At 60.1% G+C, this 16,769-nt stretch carries 14 protein-coding genes; 3 read left to right on the top strand and 11 right to left on the bottom strand.

Going from position 1 to position 16,769, the window contains the following annotated elements:
- The first annotated feature begins 140 nt into the window (after positions 1-140).
- From ALP40_RS24620 to ALP40_RS24610, 3 genes are read left to right on the top strand one after another with little or no spacing between them, the layout of a single operon-like run.
- A complete protein-coding gene (locus ALP40_RS24620) occupies positions 141-1,259 on the top strand; it encodes an efflux RND transporter periplasmic adaptor subunit (RefSeq protein ID WP_122210727.1) in 1,119 nt (372 codons plus the stop codon).
- Positions 1,256-2,326, top strand: a complete 1,071-nt coding sequence (locus ALP40_RS24615; RefSeq protein WP_122210726.1) for an efflux RND transporter periplasmic adaptor subunit — start codon at positions 1,256-1,258, stop codon at positions 2,324-2,326. The genes ALP40_RS24620 and ALP40_RS24615 overlap by 4 nt, the downstream gene beginning before the upstream one ends.
- Entirely contained in the window at positions 2,323-5,430 is a 3,108-nt protein-coding gene (locus tag ALP40_RS24610; protein ID WP_122210725.1) for an efflux RND transporter permease subunit, read from the top strand. The genes ALP40_RS24615 and ALP40_RS24610 overlap by 4 nt, the downstream gene beginning before the upstream one ends.
- 128 nt (positions 5,431-5,558) lie before the next feature.
- On the opposite strand, the gene ALP40_RS24605 is transcribed toward ALP40_RS24610, so the two are convergent.
- The 11 genes from ALP40_RS24605 to tcyJ form a co-directional block, all read right to left on the bottom strand.
- A complete protein-coding gene (locus ALP40_RS24605; protein ID WP_122210724.1) occupies positions 5,559-6,185 on the bottom strand; it encodes a bifunctional 2-polyprenyl-6-hydroxyphenol methylase/3-demethylubiquinol 3-O-methyltransferase UbiG in 627 nt (208 codons plus the stop codon).
- Positions 6,186-6,230: 45 nt separating this feature from the next.
- Positions 6,231-6,875 carry a methionine ABC transporter permease gene (locus ALP40_RS24600; RefSeq protein ID WP_122210723.1) on the bottom strand — a complete coding sequence of 215 codons (645 nt, stop codon included), beginning with the start codon at positions 6,873-6,875 and terminating at the stop codon, positions 6,231-6,233.
- On the bottom strand, positions 6,865-7,995 hold the full coding sequence (locus ALP40_RS24595) for a methionine ABC transporter ATP-binding protein (RefSeq protein WP_122210722.1): 1,131 nt from the start codon (positions 7,993-7,995) through the stop codon (positions 6,865-6,867). Before ALP40_RS24595 ends, ALP40_RS24600 begins: the two co-directional genes overlap by 11 nt.
- Positions 7,992-8,780 (bottom strand): MetQ/NlpA family ABC transporter substrate-binding protein, encoded by a 789-nt coding sequence (locus tag ALP40_RS24590; RefSeq protein WP_122210721.1) that lies wholly within the window; start codon positions 8,778-8,780, stop codon positions 7,992-7,994. The genes ALP40_RS24595 and ALP40_RS24590 overlap by 4 nt, the downstream gene beginning before the upstream one ends.
- Before the next feature lie 99 nt (positions 8,781-8,879).
- Positions 8,880-10,241, bottom strand: a complete 1,362-nt coding sequence (locus tag ALP40_RS24585) for an LLM class flavin-dependent oxidoreductase (RefSeq protein WP_122210720.1) — start codon at positions 10,239-10,241, stop codon at positions 8,880-8,882.
- A complete protein-coding gene (locus tag ALP40_RS24580; RefSeq protein ID WP_122210719.1) occupies positions 10,241-11,446 on the bottom strand; it encodes an SfnB family sulfur acquisition oxidoreductase in 1,206 nt (401 codons plus the stop codon). Before ALP40_RS24580 ends, ALP40_RS24585 begins: the two co-directional genes overlap by 1 nt.
- A gap of 25 nt (positions 11,447-11,471) precedes the next feature.
- Positions 11,472-12,644 carry an SfnB family sulfur acquisition oxidoreductase gene (locus ALP40_RS24575; protein ID WP_409077540.1) on the bottom strand — a complete coding sequence of 391 codons (1,173 nt, stop codon included), beginning with the start codon at positions 12,642-12,644 and terminating at the stop codon, positions 11,472-11,474.
- A gap of 468 nt (positions 12,645-13,112) precedes the next feature.
- The gene (locus tag ALP40_RS24570; RefSeq protein WP_122210718.1) at positions 13,113-13,838 is read right to left on the bottom strand and encodes a hypothetical protein; all 726 of its coding nucleotides are present in this window, start codon (positions 13,836-13,838) and stop codon (positions 13,113-13,115) included.
- Between the two features lie 575 nt (positions 13,839-14,413).
- The gene (tcyN, locus tag ALP40_RS24565) at positions 14,414-15,157 is read right to left on the bottom strand and encodes an L-cystine ABC transporter ATP-binding protein TcyN (protein ID WP_122210717.1); all 744 of its coding nucleotides are present in this window, start codon (positions 15,155-15,157) and stop codon (positions 14,414-14,416) included.
- A 3-nt stretch (positions 15,158-15,160) separates the two neighbouring features.
- Positions 15,161-15,829, bottom strand: a complete 669-nt coding sequence (tcyL, locus tag ALP40_RS24560) for a cystine ABC transporter permease (RefSeq protein WP_122210716.1) — start codon at positions 15,827-15,829, stop codon at positions 15,161-15,163.
- Complete coding sequence (gene tcyJ, locus ALP40_RS24555) at positions 15,826-16,626, bottom strand: cystine ABC transporter substrate-binding protein (protein WP_122210715.1); 801 nt, start codon at positions 16,624-16,626, stop codon at positions 15,826-15,828. The genes tcyL and tcyJ overlap by 4 nt, the downstream gene beginning before the upstream one ends.
- Between the last annotated feature and the right edge of the window lie 143 nt (positions 16,627-16,769).

Raw genomic sequence — 16,769 nt, 5'->3', positions numbered from 1 at the left:
CAGAGACTGTCTCCAGGGGCATCCACAAACGCCTCTGATCCTGCTCCCGCAAGGAACCCTCCCGCCTGCGCACAGTCGCATGTTCACGCTGTTCTCCCGCAATCTCACGCTTGCACCCGGCATCCGCAAAAGGAGTCTGCATGCCTGCTCGTCTTTCAAGACTGTTTACCCTCGGCCTTGTCGCTACCGTGGCAATGCTGACGGGCTGTGGCGAGGAAAAACCGGCAGCGCCCGAGTTGCCTCGCGTCTATGTGCAGCCGGTGAAAACGGCCGAGTTCGCCGCCAGTGTGGCACTCACGGGCGATATCCAGGCACGGGTGCAGACGCAGCTCTCGTTTCGGGTCAACGGCAAGATCATTCAGCGCAGCGTGGACGTGGGTGACCGCGTGACGGCAAAGCAAGTGCTGGCGCGGCTCGATCCCAAGGATCTGCAGATCAACGTCGACTCGGCGCAGGCCTCGGTCGCTGCGGAGCAGGCTCGCGTCAACCAGACCCGCGCCGCGTTCGTGCGGCAACAGAAACTGTTGCCCAAGGGTTACACCAGCCAGAGCGAATACGACTCGGCCCAAGCGGCCTTGCGTGGCAGCGAAAGCTCCCTGAAAGCCGCGCAGGCACAACTGGCCAATGCCCGCGAACAACTGAGTTACACCGCATTGGTCGCCGATGCCTCGGGCGTCATCACTGCGCGTCAGGCGGAAGTCGGGCAAGTGGTGCAAGCCACGGTGCCGATTTTCAGTCTGGCCCGTGATGGCGAGCGCGATGCGGTGTTCAACGTTTACGAATCGCTGTTCGTCCAGCCCGCCAGCGACCAGCCGGTGCAAGTGACGCTGCTCGATAACCCGGCCATCAAGGTGCTCGGCAAAGTGCGTGAAGTGACGCCAGCGGTGTCGGCGCAAACCGGTACGCTTCAAGTCAAGATTGCACTGGAGCCTTTGCCTGAAGGCATGGACCTGGGTTCGGTGGTCAGCGTCGCGTTGAGCAAGCCGGCCAATGCCAGTGTCGAGTTGCCGTGGTCAGCCTTGACCAAGGACCTTGGCGAACATCTGGGCAAGCCCGCTGTGTGGGTCGTGGACGAGCAGGGCAAAGCCAACCTGCGTCGGGTCACCGTTGCGCGCTACCTGACCTCTCACGTGATTATCAGCGACGGTTTGAAGACGGGCGAAAACGTGGTGATCGCGGGCGGGCAGTTGTTGCACCCCGACATGCAGGTGGAAATCGCCGACCAACCCAAACCGCAAAATGCCCAGGTGCAACCATGAAGCGTTTGTCGTGGGCTGTATTGAGTGCCTTGCTGCTGGCAGGCTGTGGCAAGGATGAGGCACCTCCCGAGCCGGTACGGCCGGTGGTGTTCGTCGAGGCGCAGCCTGAGTCGGTACAGGGTTTCGGGCGTTTTGCCGGCAATATCGAGGCGCGTTATCAAAGCGTGCTGGGCTTTCGAGTGCCCGGCCGTATTGCTCGTCGTCATGTGGACGTGGGCAGTGAGGTGAAGAAGGGGGACTTGCTCGCCACGCTCGATCCGACCGATCAGCAGAACAACGTGCGCGGGCGTCAGGGGGATTTGGCCAATGTTCAGGCGCAGTGGATCAATGCCCAGGCCAATGCCCGTCGACAACAGGAGCTGTTCGACCGTGGCGTCGGCGCGCAAGCGCAGCTGGACGTTGCGCTGACCAACCTGAAAACCGCTCAGTCATCGCTGGATCAGGCAAAAGCCGCCGAGCAGCAGGCCCGCGATCAGTTGAGTTACAGCGAACTGCGCAGCGATCACGACGCGGTGGTCACTGAGTGGAAGGTCGAAGCCGGGCAGGTCGTCACGGCCGGTCAGGAGGTGGTCACGCTGGCGCGTCCCGATGTCAAGGAAGCGGTGATCGATCTGCCGGCCCAACTGGCTGACGAATTGCCTGCCGATGTGGTGTACACCGTGGCCAGTCAGTTGGACCCGGAAGTGAACACCACCGCCACGCTGCGTGAAATCGAACCTCAACCCGACCGCTCGACGCGTACTCGCCGGGCGCGTTTTTCGCTGACCCAAACGCCACCTGCGTTGCGTTTGGGCACCGCGATCAGCGTGACCCTCAGTTCGGCTATTGCGCCACGCATGCGCCTGCCGCTCAACGCGTTGCAGGAGGTCGATGGCAAGCGTCAGATCTGGGTCATCGACCCGCAGAATCAGACCGTCAACCCCCGTGTGGTCAATGTCGTGAGCCAGGACGCCAGCAGTTTTCTGCTGGCTGGCGGCGTGAACGCGGGCGAGAAAGTGGTCAGCGCGGGCATCAACAGCCTCAAGCCGGGGCAGAAAGTCAAAGTCGATGAGGAAAGCCCGCGATGAAAGGGAATTTCAATCTGTCAGAGTGGGCCATCAAACATCAGTCGTTTGTGTGGTATCTGATGTTCGTCGCGCTGCTGATGGGCGTGTTTTCCTACATGAAGCTGGGGCGTGAAGAAGACCCTTCCTTCACCATCAAGACGATGGTCATACAGACTCGCTGGCCCGGCGCGACGGTGGACGAAACGCTGGAACAGGTCACTGACCGCATCGAGAAAAAACTCGAAGAGCTGGACTCGCTGGACTACGTGAAAAGCTACACGCGTCCCGGCGAATCGACAGTGATGGTCTTCCTGCGCGACACCACCGATGCCAAGGCGATACCGGAAATCTGGTATCAGGTGCGCAAGAAGATTGATGACATTCGTGGGCAGTTTCCCCAAGGGATTCAAGGTCCGGCATTCAACGATGAGTTTGGCGACGTGTACGGGTCGATCTACGCGTTCACGGCGGACGGGTTTTCGATGCGGCAGCTGCGCGATTACGTCGAGAAGGTCCGCGTCGACATCCGCTCGGTGGAAGGGCTCGGCAAGGTCGAGATGGTCGGTCAGCAGGACGAAGTCATCTACCTGAATTTCTCGACCCGCAAACTGGCGGCTCTCGGGCTCGATCAGCGGCAGGTCGTGCAGAGCCTGCAATCGCAGAACGCCGTGACGCCTGCTGGCGTGATTGAAGCCGGGCCTGAACGGATTTCCGTGCGCACTTCGGGGCAGTTCGCGTCCGAGAAAGACTTGGCCGCCGTCAACCTGCGTCTCAATGATCGCTTCTATCGCTTGAGCGATATCGCCGAGATTACCCGCGGCTATACCGATCCGCCCAAGCCCCTGTTCCGCTACAACGGCAAGCCTGCCATCGGCCTGGCCATTGCGATGAAGAAGGGCGGCAATATCCAGGCGTTCGGCAAGGCGCTGCACGAGCGTATGGACGCCACGACCGCCGAGTTGCCGGTGGGTATCGGCGTGCACAAAGTGTCGGATCAGGCCGAAGTGGTCGACAAGGCGGTAGGCGGGTTTACCAGCGCCTTGTTCGAAGCCGTGATCATCGTGTTGGTGGTCAGCTTTATCAGCCTTGGGGTACGCGCCGGGCTGGTGGTGGCGTGTTCCATCCCCTTGGTACTGGCGATGGTGTTTGTGTTCATGGAATACAGCGGCATCACCATGCAGCGCATTTCCCTTGGGGCCTTGATCATCGCGCTGGGGCTTTTGGTGGACGACGCGATGATCACCGTCGAGATGATGGTCACGCGGCTGGAAATGGGCGAAACCAAGGAGCAGGCGGCGACCTACGCTTATACCTCGACCGCCTTCCCGATGCTGACCGGTACGCTGGTCACGGTGGCCGGGTTCGTGCCGATTGGCCTGAACGCCAGTTCGGCGGGGGAGTACACCTTCACGCTGTTTGCCGTGATCGCAGTGGCGATGCTGGTGTCGTGGGTGGTCGCTGTTTTGTTCGCGCCGGTGATCGGCGTTCACATTCTGAGCAGCAACATCAAGCCCAAGTCCGAAGAGCCGGGCCGCGTCGGTCGGGCGTTCAACGCCAGCATGATCTGGGCGATGCGTCATCGCTGGCTGGCGATTGGCATCACGCTGGCGCTGTTTGCCGCATCGCTGTTTTCGATGCAGTTCGTGCAGAGTCAGTTCTTCCCGTCTTCCGACCGGCCTGAGATTCTGGTTGACCTCAACTTGCCGCAAAACGCCTCGGTCAACGAGACGCGCAGGGTGGTCGATCGCTTCGAAGCGACCCTCAAGGATGACCCGGACATCGAACGCTGGAGCACTTATATCGGCCAAGGCGCGTTGCGCTTCTATTTGCCGCTGGACCAGCAACTGGAAAACCCGTTCTACGCTCAGTTGGTGATCGTCAGTAAGGGCCTTGAAGAGCGTGGCGCGCTGACGGCGCGTCTGCAAAAGCGTCTGCGTGACGAGTTTGTCGGCATCGGCTCCTACGTGCAGCCGCTGGAAATGGGACCTCCGGTGGGACGTCCGATCCAGTACCGCGTCAGCGGCGAGGACATCGACAAAGTGCGACAGCACGCCATCGAACTGGCCACGCTGCTGGACAAGAACTCGCATGTGGGCGAGGTGATCTACGACTGGAACGAGCCGGGCAAGGTCCTGCGCATCGACATCAATCAGGACAAGGCGCGGCAGTTGGGGTTGTCGTCCGAAGACGTCGCTAACCTGATGAACAGCGTGGTCAGTGGTTCCGCCGTGACGCAGGTGCGTGACGACATTTACCTGATCAACGTGGTCGGTCGCGCTGAAGACGCTGAGCGTGGTACGCCGGAAACCCTGCAGAACCTGCAGATCGTCACGCCGAGCGGGGCGTCCATCCCGTTACTGGCCTTCGCGACGGTGGGTTATGAGCTTGAACAGCCACTGGTGTGGCGTCGTGATCGCAAGCCGACCATCACCGTGAAAGGTGCGGTGCGCGACGAGATTCAACCGACGGATCTGGTCAAACAGTTGAAGCCTGAGATCGATAAATTCGCCTCGGGTCTGCCGGTAGGCTACAAGGTCGCCACGGGCGGCACCGTCGAAGAAAGCAGCAAGGCGCAGGGCCCTATTGCGAGCGTGGTGCCGCTGATGCTGTTCTTGATGGCAACGTTCCTGATGATTCAGCTGCACAGCGTGCAGAAGATGTTTCTGGTCGCCAGTGTCGCGCCACTGGGCCTGATTGGCGTGGTGCTGGCGTTGATCCCGACAGGAACGCCGCTGGGCTTCGTGGCGATTCTTGGCGTGCTGGCATTGATCGGTATCATCATCCGCAACTCGGTGATTCTGGTGACCCAGATCGATGCCTACGAGCGCAGCGGTTATCTGGCTTGGGATGCGGTGGTGGAAGCCACCGAGCACCGCCGTCGGCCGATCCTGCTGACGGCGGCGGCAGCGAGTCTGGGCATGATCCCGATTGCGCGTGAAGTGTTCTGGGGGCCGATGGCCTACGCGATGATCGGTGGCATCATCATCGCCACTCTGCTGACGCTGCTGTTCCTGCCCGCGTTGTACGTGGCCTGGTACAAGATCAAGGAGCCGACGGACAAGCAGCGCCGTGAGGCTGACGAAAAGAAGGATGATCAGGACGGCGAGCTGGCGACGGGGCACTGAGTGAGCTGCGCGCCGCCAGTGTGATCGGACGCGGAGCGTCCTGAGCGGCATTCCCACGCAGGAGCATGGGAACGATCAGTGGCTGACTTTGATCGTGCCTCACGCTCCGCGTCACATTGCGTACAGGCTTACACCCTGCGCCACACGCTTGCTAGCCACGGCTGCTGCTCTCGTGGCAGCCCGGCGGGGCGGTAGTAGTGATCCAGTTCGACGAATCCGGCTTCGGTCAGCAAGGCGCGCCATGACTCCAGGTCGTGGTAAGAGCCGTAGCGCTCGCCTTGCCAGCCTTCCTGATTCTCCCCGCGTGGGTTGGAGCTGAACAGCACACCGCCCGGCTTGAGCGTGGCGTGCAACTGGCGCAGCACGCGGGGCAGCTCCTGACGCGGAACGTGGAACAGCACGGCGTTGGCGAAGACGCCATCGAAGCGGGCGGGCGGTAGGTCGAGTTCAAGAAAGTTCTGCTGCAACACTTCGCAACCGGTTTCGGCACGGGCCATTTCAGCGAATCGCCCGGAGCCGTCCAGCCCCACCGCAACGAGCCCCATTGCCGTGAAGGTTTTCAGATCGCGTCCCGGCCCACAGCCGAAGTCCAGAATCTGCCACGGGGTCGGCCCTTCGATATGGCGGGTCAAGGCGTCGATGTTCTGGCTCACGTCGTGGTCCCGCGTGCCGTCGCGAAAGTCGTCGGCGACGCGGTTGTAGTTGTCCAGCGTGGTCGAGGTGATCTGGTCGAGGGTCTGGGGATCGAGTTTCATCAAAGGCGTTCCGGTCCGGGAAGGCCGCCAATATACCCCGGACCGTCAGCGCTTGTTGAAGCGGCGCGCCAATCGGTCTCCGCCCAACTGGACGAATGCCACCACCGCCACCAGCAATACGATGACCGTCAGCATCACTTGCGTGTCGAAACGCTGGTAGCCATAGCGGTAGGCAATGTCGCCCAGGCCGCCTGCACCGATCGCACCTGCCATCGCCGACGAGTTGATCATGGTCACCAGCGTAATAGTGAAACCACCGATAATTCCCGGCAGCGCCTCGGGCAGCAGCACGTGCCAGATGATGTGCCAGCGCCGACAGCCCATCGCCTGTGCGGCTTCGATCAGGCCGTGATCGACTTCCCGCAGGCTGACCTCGGCGATGCGTGCAAAGAACGGCGTGGCGGCGATGGTCAGCGGCACGATGGCGGCCCATACGCCGTAGGTGGTACCCACGATCAGCCGCGTGAACGGAATGAGCGCGACCATGAGGATCAGAAACGGGATCGAGCGGAACAGGTTCACGAAAGCGCCCAGCCCCCGATTGATCGCAGGCGCTTCATAAATCCCGCCCTTGGAGCTGGTGACCAGAATCACCGCCAGCGGAATGCCCAGCAGCAATGCGATGAGCGAAGACACGCCGACCATCAGGAGCGTGTCGAGGGTCCCTTGCAGCAAGCGATCAAACCACATAACCCAATACCTCCACGCGCGGTGCCTGTGTGCGGGCTCGCGCCAGCAATTCTTCTTGGCCATACGGCGAAGCAGTGACTGAAAGGATCAGGTGCCCGATGGCCCGATTCTGAATACGCTCGACTCCGCCTTGCAGCAGTTGCACCTTGCCACCCAGCGCGCCGAACAGTGCTGCCAGATCGGGCTCTTGTGCGCTGATACCGGTGAACTGCACGTCCAGCAAGAGAGCGGAATCGGGCTGTTGCGGTTCGGCGGTCAGACGCTCTAGCCATTCTTTCGGCAGGCCGAGCTGCAGCGGTGCCAGCAGGGTTTTACTGACTTCATGCTGAGGATCGCCAAATACTTGCCAAACCTGGCCTTGCTCGACCACCTGGCCCTGTTCCAGCACCACCACGCGATGGCAGATATCCCGAATTACGGCCATCTCATGGGTGATCAAGACGATGGTCAGGCCCAGGCGCTGATTGATCTCACCCAGCAGGCTGAGGATAGATTGGGTGGTTTCCGGGTCCAGCGCCGAAGTGGCTTCGTCGCAGAGCAGAATCGCCGGGTCATGCACCAGCGCGCGAGCAATACCCACTCGCTGTTTCTGGCCTCCGGACAACTGCGCCGGATAGGCGTTGTGCTTGTCCTGCAGACCTACCAGTTCCAGTAACTGCGCCACTTTCTGCTGGCGCTGCGCCTTGGGCACGCCTGCCACTTTGAGCGGCAGTTCGACGTTCTGCCACACGGTCTTGGCCGACATCAGGTTGAAGTGCTGGAAGATCATGCCGATGCGGCGGCGCAGTTCCACCAGCTTGTCTTCGTTGAACTCGCCGATGTCCACCTGATCGATCAGTACCCGGCCGCTGCTGGGTTGCTCGAGCCGATTGATGGTACGGATCAGCGAGGACTTGCCTGCACCGCTGCGGCCGATGATGCCGAAAATCTCTCCGCGCTGGATAGCCAGGTCGATGTTGCCCAGCGCCTGCACCGGGCCTTGTCGGCCCTGGTAGGTTTTGCCCAGATTGATGAAGCGCACGTGGGCGTTATTCAAGTCCGGGTGCAGCTCGGTCTGTTTAGCCGAGGCTTTGGCGGCAGGCGTTTGGGTGGGGTGTTGCTGTAGCGCGGTCGCCGTCATTCTTTCCACCCTACCTGATAGAGCTTGCCATTGACCTTGTCCAGCGCGGCGCGGACCACGGGGGAGTGCTGGTAGATGTCGACGAATTTCGCCAGACGCGGATCGTCCTTGCGCTCGGGCTTGATCACGAACTGGATGACGTATTCAGGGTGATCCATGCCGTCGAACAGGATCGCCGAGTCGGCCGGGAAGGTCTTGGCCAGGCGGATGTAGGCCGGGTAGCCCTGCAATAGATCGGCATCGTCGTAGGCGCGCACCAGTTGCACGGCTTCGACCTGAATGATCTTGAGCTTTTTCGGGTTGGCGGTGATGTCTTCCTCGGTCGCCTTGTAGCCGACGCCTTGCTTCAGGATGATCAGCCCGGCCTTGGCCAGCAGTTGCAGACCGCGCCCGCTGTTGATCGGGTCGTTGGCGATGGCCACAGTGGCGCCGCTTGGGAGCTCATTGAAGCTTTTGTACTTTTTCGAGTACAGCCCGACGTTATTGATGATCCCCGGCGCGTAGGGCACCAGGCCGAAACCGGCGGCCTCGTTGGCGTTGGTCAGGAACGGGATGTGCTGAAAGTAGTTCACGTCGATGTCACCTGCCGCGAGGGTCACGTTGGGTGCGATCCAGTCCGTGAACTCGACCAGCTCGACCTTCAGACCCTGCTTGCCGGCTTCTTCCACCGCCGCCTCAAGCGGAATGGCGAAGGCTGCGGTTGTGCCGACCTTTAGCGGCGCGTCGGCGGCATGAGCGGTCAGTGATAACAGGCCGAAGGCCAGGGCTACGAGGGTTTTGGTCATGGGGCATTCCGTTGTGGTGTCTGGTTATCGAGTTGATTGATGTGGATCGTTCTGGAGGCTGCGCGTCCTCAAAGAGCGCGACATGCTTGAACCGATCGTTCATCTTTGTTGCCGATACCCGGCGCCTGCATGCTGCGGCGGCAGGCGGTCGGTGCCTTGGGGAAACAGTTTTTTGCGCAGGCTGCCTTCTTCATAAGCGGTCTTGTACGACCCGCGGCGTTGCAGTTCCGGAATGACCAGATCGATAAAGTCCTCGTAGCTTTCCGGGGTGACGATGCGGGTCAGGTTGAAGCCGTCCAGGCCGGTTTCCGCAATCCACGATTCCAGCTCGTCGGCGACCTGTTCAGGCGAGCCGATCACCGTGATGTAGCGGCCGCCCAACGCATGCTGATCAAGCAGTTTCTGCCGCGTCCAGTCGTTGTTCTTGAGGTTCTTGGTTGCCGACTGGATGGCATTGTTCTTCACGTACTGAATCGGCTCGTCCAGTTCGTACTGCGCAAAATCAATCCCGGTGGACGCGGCAAAGTGCGCCACGCCTGCTTCGGCGCTCGCATGCTGGCGGTATTCGGCATGCTTTTCCTGCGCCAAGGCCTCGGTCGCGGCAACGATCACGTTCAGGCCCATGAACACCTTGATGTCGTCAGGGTTGCGTCCGGCCTGCACGGCGCTGGCGCGGACCTTGTCTACCTGCTCGCGGGTCGAGGCCTTGTTCTGCCCGCTGATGAATACGCACTCGGCGTTTTGCCCGGCAAACTGCAAGCCACGCTCCGAACTGCCCGCCTGAAACAGCACCGGCGTGCGTTGTGGCGATGGTTCGCACAGGTGATAACCCTCCACCTGATAGAACTCGCCTTCATGCTGAATTTTATGGACCTTGCCTGGCTGGGCGTAGACACGCCGCTCGCGGTCATTGATCACCGCATCGTCCTCCCAGCTGCCTTCCCAGAGCTTGTACAGCACCTGCAGGTACTCGTCGGCCTGGTCGTAGCGACGGTCGTGTTCCACCTGCTCGCTCAAGCCCATCGCACGGGCCGCGCTGTCCAGATAGCCGGTGACAATGTTCCAGCCAACCCTGCCGCGGCTCAGGTGATCGAGCGTCGACATGCGCCGGGCAAACAGGTACGGCGCGTCGTAGGTCAGGTTGGCGGTCAAGCCGAAACCCAGATGTTTTGTGACACCGGCCATTGCTGACACCAGCAACAGAGGGTCGTTGACTGGCAGCTGGATTGCCTCCTTGAGGGTGACGTCCACCGAGTTCCGGTAAACGTCGTACACGCCCACAATGTCGGCGATGAACAGCCCGTCGAACAGGCCCCGCTCCAGCAGCCTAGCCAGATCGGTCCAGTATTCCAAGCGGTTGAACTGCGTGGACGTATCACGCGGGTGCGTCCACAAACCGTGATTGATGTGGCCGATGCAGTTCATGTTGAAAGCGTTGAGCAGGATCTTCTTGCGCGCCATCAGATCGTCCCTCGCAGCGGAGGGTTGGTGTCGTTGAGGTAGTAATTGCCAATGGCGTGAAATTTCCAGCGCACCGGATCGTGCAGCGTGTGAACGCGGGCGTTGCGCCAGTGACGATCCAGACTGTGTTCGGCGAGCGTCGACTGGCTGCCCGCCAGTTCGAACAGCGTGCTGCCAGCCGCCAGGGAAATCTCGGTGCTGATGGCGCGGGCCTCGGCCACTGCGATGGAAGCGGCGGCCACGGTGTCGGCGTTGCTGTCGGCCTGGGCGAGGTCCAGATACTCACCGGCGCGCTCCAGCAAGGCTTCGGCGGCGTGCAGGCGAATGCCCAAGCGTCCGAAACTGTGCAGCGTCAACGGGTCATCCACGGCCTTTTCGATGCCTGAATCGATCCACGGTCGGGTGCGGGTGCGCACGAACGTCAGCGCATCTTCGAACGCGGCGCGAGCGATGCCGGTGTCGATGGCGGCGTGAAGAATCTGCGCCAGTGGGCCCACCGTAGTGGGGCGTTCGAAGGCGCTCTGGAACGGCACCACGTCGCGGTGATCGACGTACACGTTGTTGAACACCACCGAACCGCTGCCGGTGGTGCGCTGGCCGAAACCGCTCCAGTCGTCGATGACCGTCAGGCCCGCGCTGTCATGCGGCATGAACGCCAGTTGCTGAATGCCGTCGTCGTCAATGACCGAGGTGGGAATGCGCTGCGCATACAGCGCGCCGGTGGCGTAGAACTTACGTCCATTGATGCGGTAACCGCTGCCTTCGCGCTTAAGACGTGTGGTGCGGTCGTGGGCTGTCTTGGTGCCCAGTTCGGCCAGCGCATTGCCGAAACGTTGACCGGCCTGCGCTTCGGCGTACAAGCGCTCTTGCTGCTGCGGGTTGCCGTTCACGCGCAGCACTTCGAGGGCGTAGAAATGGTTTTGCGGAATCTGTCCCAGCGAGCCATCGGCTTCGGAAATCAGCGCAATGACCTTGGCCAGGGTGACCGATGAAACACCCGCGCCGCCGAAGGCTTTCGGTACGGTGATGCCCCAGAGCCCGGACTGACTGAACAGCTCCAGTTCGGCGTGTGGCAAGCGGCGCTCGCGGTCGCGTACCGCACTTTCAGTCTTGAAAAGGTCAGCCAGTTCGCGGGCAATGGTCAGCGCCTGGGCGTCACTGCTGATCAGCGCTGCGTGGTCGCGCGCCTGTGGATTGAAACTCATGAAAAGTGTGCTCCAGTGGTCTGGTTCAGATCCAGGAATGGCGGGCGGGCAGGGTGCCGTTCAGGTGCCAGGTGCCGACGGCGTGGTATTTCCAGCGCACCGGGTCGTGAAGGGTGTGAACCCGTGCGTTGCGCCAGTGACGATCAAGATTGAATTCGGCGAGCGTGGCGCGACTGCCCGCCAGCTCAAACAGCTTTTCACTGGCCAGCAGCGAGATCTCGGTGGTCAGCACTTTGGCCCGCGCCACAGCGATGGAGGCCAGGGCGGCGGACTGTTCATCGATGGGTGTTGCACTGACCTCGTCCAGCACTTGGCCCGCCTTGCGCAACAGCGCTTCGGCGGCGTGCAGGTCGAGTTTCAGCTTGCCGATATCAGCGATCACATACAGGTCGTCGCTGGCGCGTTCGACCTTGGCGTCGATCCACGGTCGAGCGCGATCCCGGACGAAGGCAATGGCATCGTCGATGGCCCCGCGAGCGATCCCCGCGTCAATGGCGGCCTGAATCAATTGCGACACCGCGCCCTGAATGTTGGGGGTCAGCGACAGGCGCCAGTTGGCGACCACGTGCTCGGCCTCGACCGGTACGTTGTCCAGCAACACCGTTCCGCTGGCCGTGGTGCGCTGGCCAAAGCCCGACCAGTCATCGACGATGCGCAGGCCCGGAGTGCCGCGTTTGACGAAGGCCATGACCTGGCGGCCTTCATCATCCAGCGCTTTGACTGCAACCCAGTGCGCAAACAGCGCGCCGGTGGAGTAGAACTTCTGGCCATTGATCACGAAACGATCACCGTCAGCGGTGATTCGTGCTTTTAGATCCAGAGTGTTTTTGGTGCCGCGTTCGGGCCCGGCGTTGCCGATGCGCCAGCCTTCAAGCACGCTCTGAAACAGCGCCGTCTTCTGCGCTTCTGTGGCGGTGCCTTGCAGCAAGTGGAGGATGCCGAACTGATTCTGCGGGATCTGGCCGAGCGCCGGATCTGCAGTCGAGATGATCCGGAACACTTCGGCAATCGTCACGAACGAGACTTGCGGGCCACCGTAGGCACGGGGGATGGAAATACTGCCCAGCCCGCTGCGGGTGAAGTGTTCGATCTGCGTCCAGGGCAACGCCCGTTCCTGATCGCGTCGAGCCGCCTGCACACGCGCCTGCGCTGCCAGTTCATGGGCAGCTGCAATGGCTTCTGCGTCGTCGTGCAGCACCTTGGCCGGCAGTAAATGAGGGGCGACGTCCGGCTCTTGTGGAGCCTTGATCGCCCTGGTGTTATCCACAGGGGTGGTTGTGAAAGAGACCATCGAAACCTCGTAGCGGTAGGCCGCAAGCGTTGCGGCTGAAAACATCACGATGTCCGGTGGTCCGGTGTATATACCCTAAGCGTGCATAAAAAAATTTAAAACGTTCTTTTTGGAATAAGCATAGATTGGCGTTGATCGATGGCGCCCTACGCGGCTGCCGTCATTCAGCTAAATATCAGGTGCCGATCACTCGAATGAAAATGTTTACGCGTTTCGGATAATGCGCCTCTGGGTGCCATATGCCTAAACTAAGGGCGTGGGTGTTAATTAATTATTGAGCGTGCTGCATGAATTAATTCATTAAGTGCCCGGGCAGGCTTTAAATCGAGTCGTTGTTTTCGATGTGCGGGCCGGGTGTCCAAAGTATGACCCGTCTCACAATGCCGTATCACCCAGTGTCGGGATGATTATTTCGCGTGGCGGTGCCCATGAAGAGTTGTTTCCCACTCTGTCGATAATGCAATACGTCACTTCAAGTTGTGGGTCACCGGCTTCTTTAATCAAGTCCGGGGGCACGATCAGATCGATGGGCTCGCCCACGTCTTCTTGTCGCAAGGGTGGCAGGTCCATGCGCAGATCTCCCCAGCGCACGGTTATCTCGTCGTGGACGGCCATATTCAGATACGGCTCGATCGCCATCGGCAAGCCTCCCTCCAAATGCCTTTTGGTCAAGCCTCGGCGTAGCACCGAAGGTGCTACGCCGAGCGGCGCGAGGCCCTGATTCTCTTCCTGGTTGGGACTGAGCAAACGTCCCCCAGGCGGATTCAGCTTCACCCAGAGTTTGCGGCAGGCTGATATGGTCGGTAGTCCGCCGACTTTCATGACCTTGTAGTCGGTGCGCGCCTTGCCGTTTTGAAGAAAGCTTTCTGGCACGCGTAGGACAGCGGTGGTGCCGATGTCGGACGCCGTTAATATTTTTGACGCCACGTAACAGCCGTCCCAAAACAATTCGATCAGATCGCCCTCGTCCATATCGGCATAGGGTTCGATGTGGACGTTGAGGCAGGAGGCTGCTCTGACGCCTATGCCATGCCGGCTGGCCTGCGGCACAGAAGGGGCGCAGAGTTTGACGAGTTCGTTTTTACACACGTTCTGGTTCATGTGGAGTACTCCAGGAATTCAAGGGTTCACGTAAAAATGAGTCACATGTGTTCATGTTTAATTAAAATAATGATCAAAACAGGCGAGTTGATAAGTACCGCAAAATTCCAAGGGTTGGCAAACATTACAAAGTGTCGAAGTTAGAGGCTTGAAAGTTTGTGGGATTATCGAGCGGCTTGTTGGGGTTGAGCTAATTAGCTTTGCGCGCAGGTGTCAATATGCGGTCGCTGTTTAGTTGATCTTTTGTGGAAAATTAGATGCTTCCTACACACAATATTCTGAACTGTTTACTTGAGAGGCGTCAGCTGTCCTACCACAAGAAATCGATGAGGCGAGGGTGTGGTCACATCACGTTTATTAACGTGAGCGGGTATGTCAGGCGGGCTGGGAGCAGACGCAATGCGTGGACGTCTACATCACGGAGTGTCGCCCGGAAACTCTCATGATTTAGATGGTATGCAGCGCAATGGCAGGCTGGAATTAGCGAAGAACTTGATGGGACAAACTTTTTTCAAATGTAAAATAAAAAAAGGCAGCCCTCGAAAGGTGCTGCCTTTTGGAATCGGGCTGTAGGATTAATGCCTTGTTCGTTCCAGAAACTGCCTCGTCCGCTCGTGTTTCGGGTTGGCAAAAAGGTCTTTGGCGTCGCCCTGTTCCACGATCACGCCCTTGTCGATAAAGACCACCCGATTGGCGACTTCACGCGCAAAGCTCATTTCGTGGGTGACGATTACCATCGTGCGGTTCTCTTCGGCCAAGGCGCGAATGGTGGTCAGCACTTCGCCAACCAATTCCGGGTCCAGGGCCGACGTCGGTTCGTCGAACAGAATCACCTGCGGCTCCATCGCCAGTGCCCGGGCGATGGCCACGCGCTGTTGTTGGCCTCCCGACAACCTGCGAGGGTAGGCGTCTTCCTTACCCGCCAACCCCACCTTGGCCAGCAGATTGCGGCCCAGCGCCAAGGCGCTTTCACGATCCACCTTCTTGACCACTACCGGGCCTTCGATGACGTTCTCAAGCGCGGTGCGGTGCGGAAACAGATTGAAGTTCTGGAACACGAACCCGACCTGCTGGCGCAGCTGACGAATCAGGCCCTGCTGCTGGTTCATGGAGCGTGTGCCATCAATCTTGATATCGGCGACCTGGATGCTGCCGCTGGTGGGCGTCTCCAGCAGATTCAGGCAGCGCAGCAGTGTGGTCTTGCCCGAGCCGCTAGGCCCGATGATGGCGACCACTTCGCCAGCTTCGACGCGCAGGTCGATGCCTTTGAGCACTTGATTGCCCTTGAATTCCTTGGTGAGTTTTTCAACCACGATCATGCGTCAAGACTCCAGATCATGCCGGTTAACCCGCGCTTCCAGCTTGTTTTGCAGGTGCGAAAGCACCGTGGCAAGGATCCAGTAGATCAGTGCAGCGGCCAGGTACATGGTGAAAATTTCGAAGGTGCGTGCAGTGATCAACTGCGCCTGGCGGAACAGTTCCGGCACCTGAATGGTGGCGGCCAGCGCCGTGTCCTTGACCAGCGAAATGAAGCTGTTGCCCAGTGGCGGCAAGGCCGTGCGCGCCGCTTGTGGCAGGATCGCCCGGCGCAGGGTCTGCCAGCGGGTCATGCCAATGCTGGCCGCCGCTTCCCATTGGCCTCGTTCGACTGCGCCGATGGCCGAGCGCAGGATTTCGCAGGCGTAGGCGCCCATGTTCAGGGAAAAGCCGATCAGCGCTGCGGTCAGCGGTTCCAGTTCGATACCCAGTTCCGGCAGGCCGTAATAAATCATGAACAACTGCACCAGCAACGGTGTGCCCCGGAAAAACGACACGTAGATGCGCGCAATCCAGCTCAACGGCTTGAAGCGCGACAAACGCATCAGTGCCAGGCCGAAGCCCAGCACCAATCCGAAGAACATGCCACCCAGGCTGAGGATGACCGTGTAATACGCGCCCTTGAGCAGAAAGGGCGCGGAGTCCAGTGCGAGCTTTAGGCTCTCTTCAATCATTTGGTCACGTCAGCGTTGAAATACTTCTGCGACAGTTTGGTGAGCGTGCCGTCGGCGCGCATCTTGTCGATGGCCTTGTTGATAGCGGCCACCAGCTCCGGCTCGCCCTTGCGCATCGCGACGCCCGATTCCTGACGAGAGAAGGGTTCGCCGGTCACTGCCAGGGTGTCCTTGGTCTTGGCGACCAGTTCCAGGGCTGCCAGGCGATCAACCAGAATGGCGTCGATACGGCCTACGCGCAGGTCTTGATATTTGGTCGGATCATCGTCGTAGGTCTTGACGATCGCAGTCGGCACATTGGCTTTGAGCCATTGCTCGTAGTTGGTGCCCAGACCGACGCCGACTTTCTTGCCGCTCAGGTCTTGCGCGGTCTTGATCGCGTCTTTGGTCTTGTCCTTGTTGATCAGCGCCTGAATGCCGGAAACGGTGTAGGGTTCAGAGAAATCGTACTTCTTCTTGCGCTCGTCCGAGATCGTGACCTGGTTGATCACCACGTCCAGCCGCTTGGATTCCAGTGCTGCCAGAATGCCGTCCCACTTGGTGGTCTGCACTTTGGCCTTCACGCCCAGTTCCTTGGCGAGCGCTTCGGAAAACTCGACTTCGAAACCGGTCAGCTTGCCGTCCTGATCCACGAAACTGAAGGGCGGGTAAGTGCCTTCAAGGCCCACATTCAACGTGCCGCTGTCCTTGATTTTCTGCAGTTGTTCACCGGCGACGGCTTGTCCGGCAATACCGGCTCCGAGCACCAGGCTCAGTGCCGAGAAAAGAAACGTGCGACGAATGGCGGAAATGTTCATGCGAGCCTCTTGTTGGGTGAAGTGTCGGCCTCTTCAGACCGGACGGACGCGTCTTTGTGCTGGGAATTCAGCACGTTTTCAGTGGTTTACACCGACGTGTGAACTCGCCGGGGCGCCACTATAGGGCCATCTGGTTATGAACA

Source organism: Pseudomonas viridiflava, from assembly GCF_003702045.1.
In the GTDB taxonomy this organism is placed as follows: domain Bacteria; phylum Pseudomonadota; class Gammaproteobacteria; order Pseudomonadales; family Pseudomonadaceae; genus Aquipseudomonas; species Aquipseudomonas viridiflava_C.
Note: the sequence above shows the minus strand (reverse complement) of the source record. Positions and strands in the feature narration are given on the sequence as shown.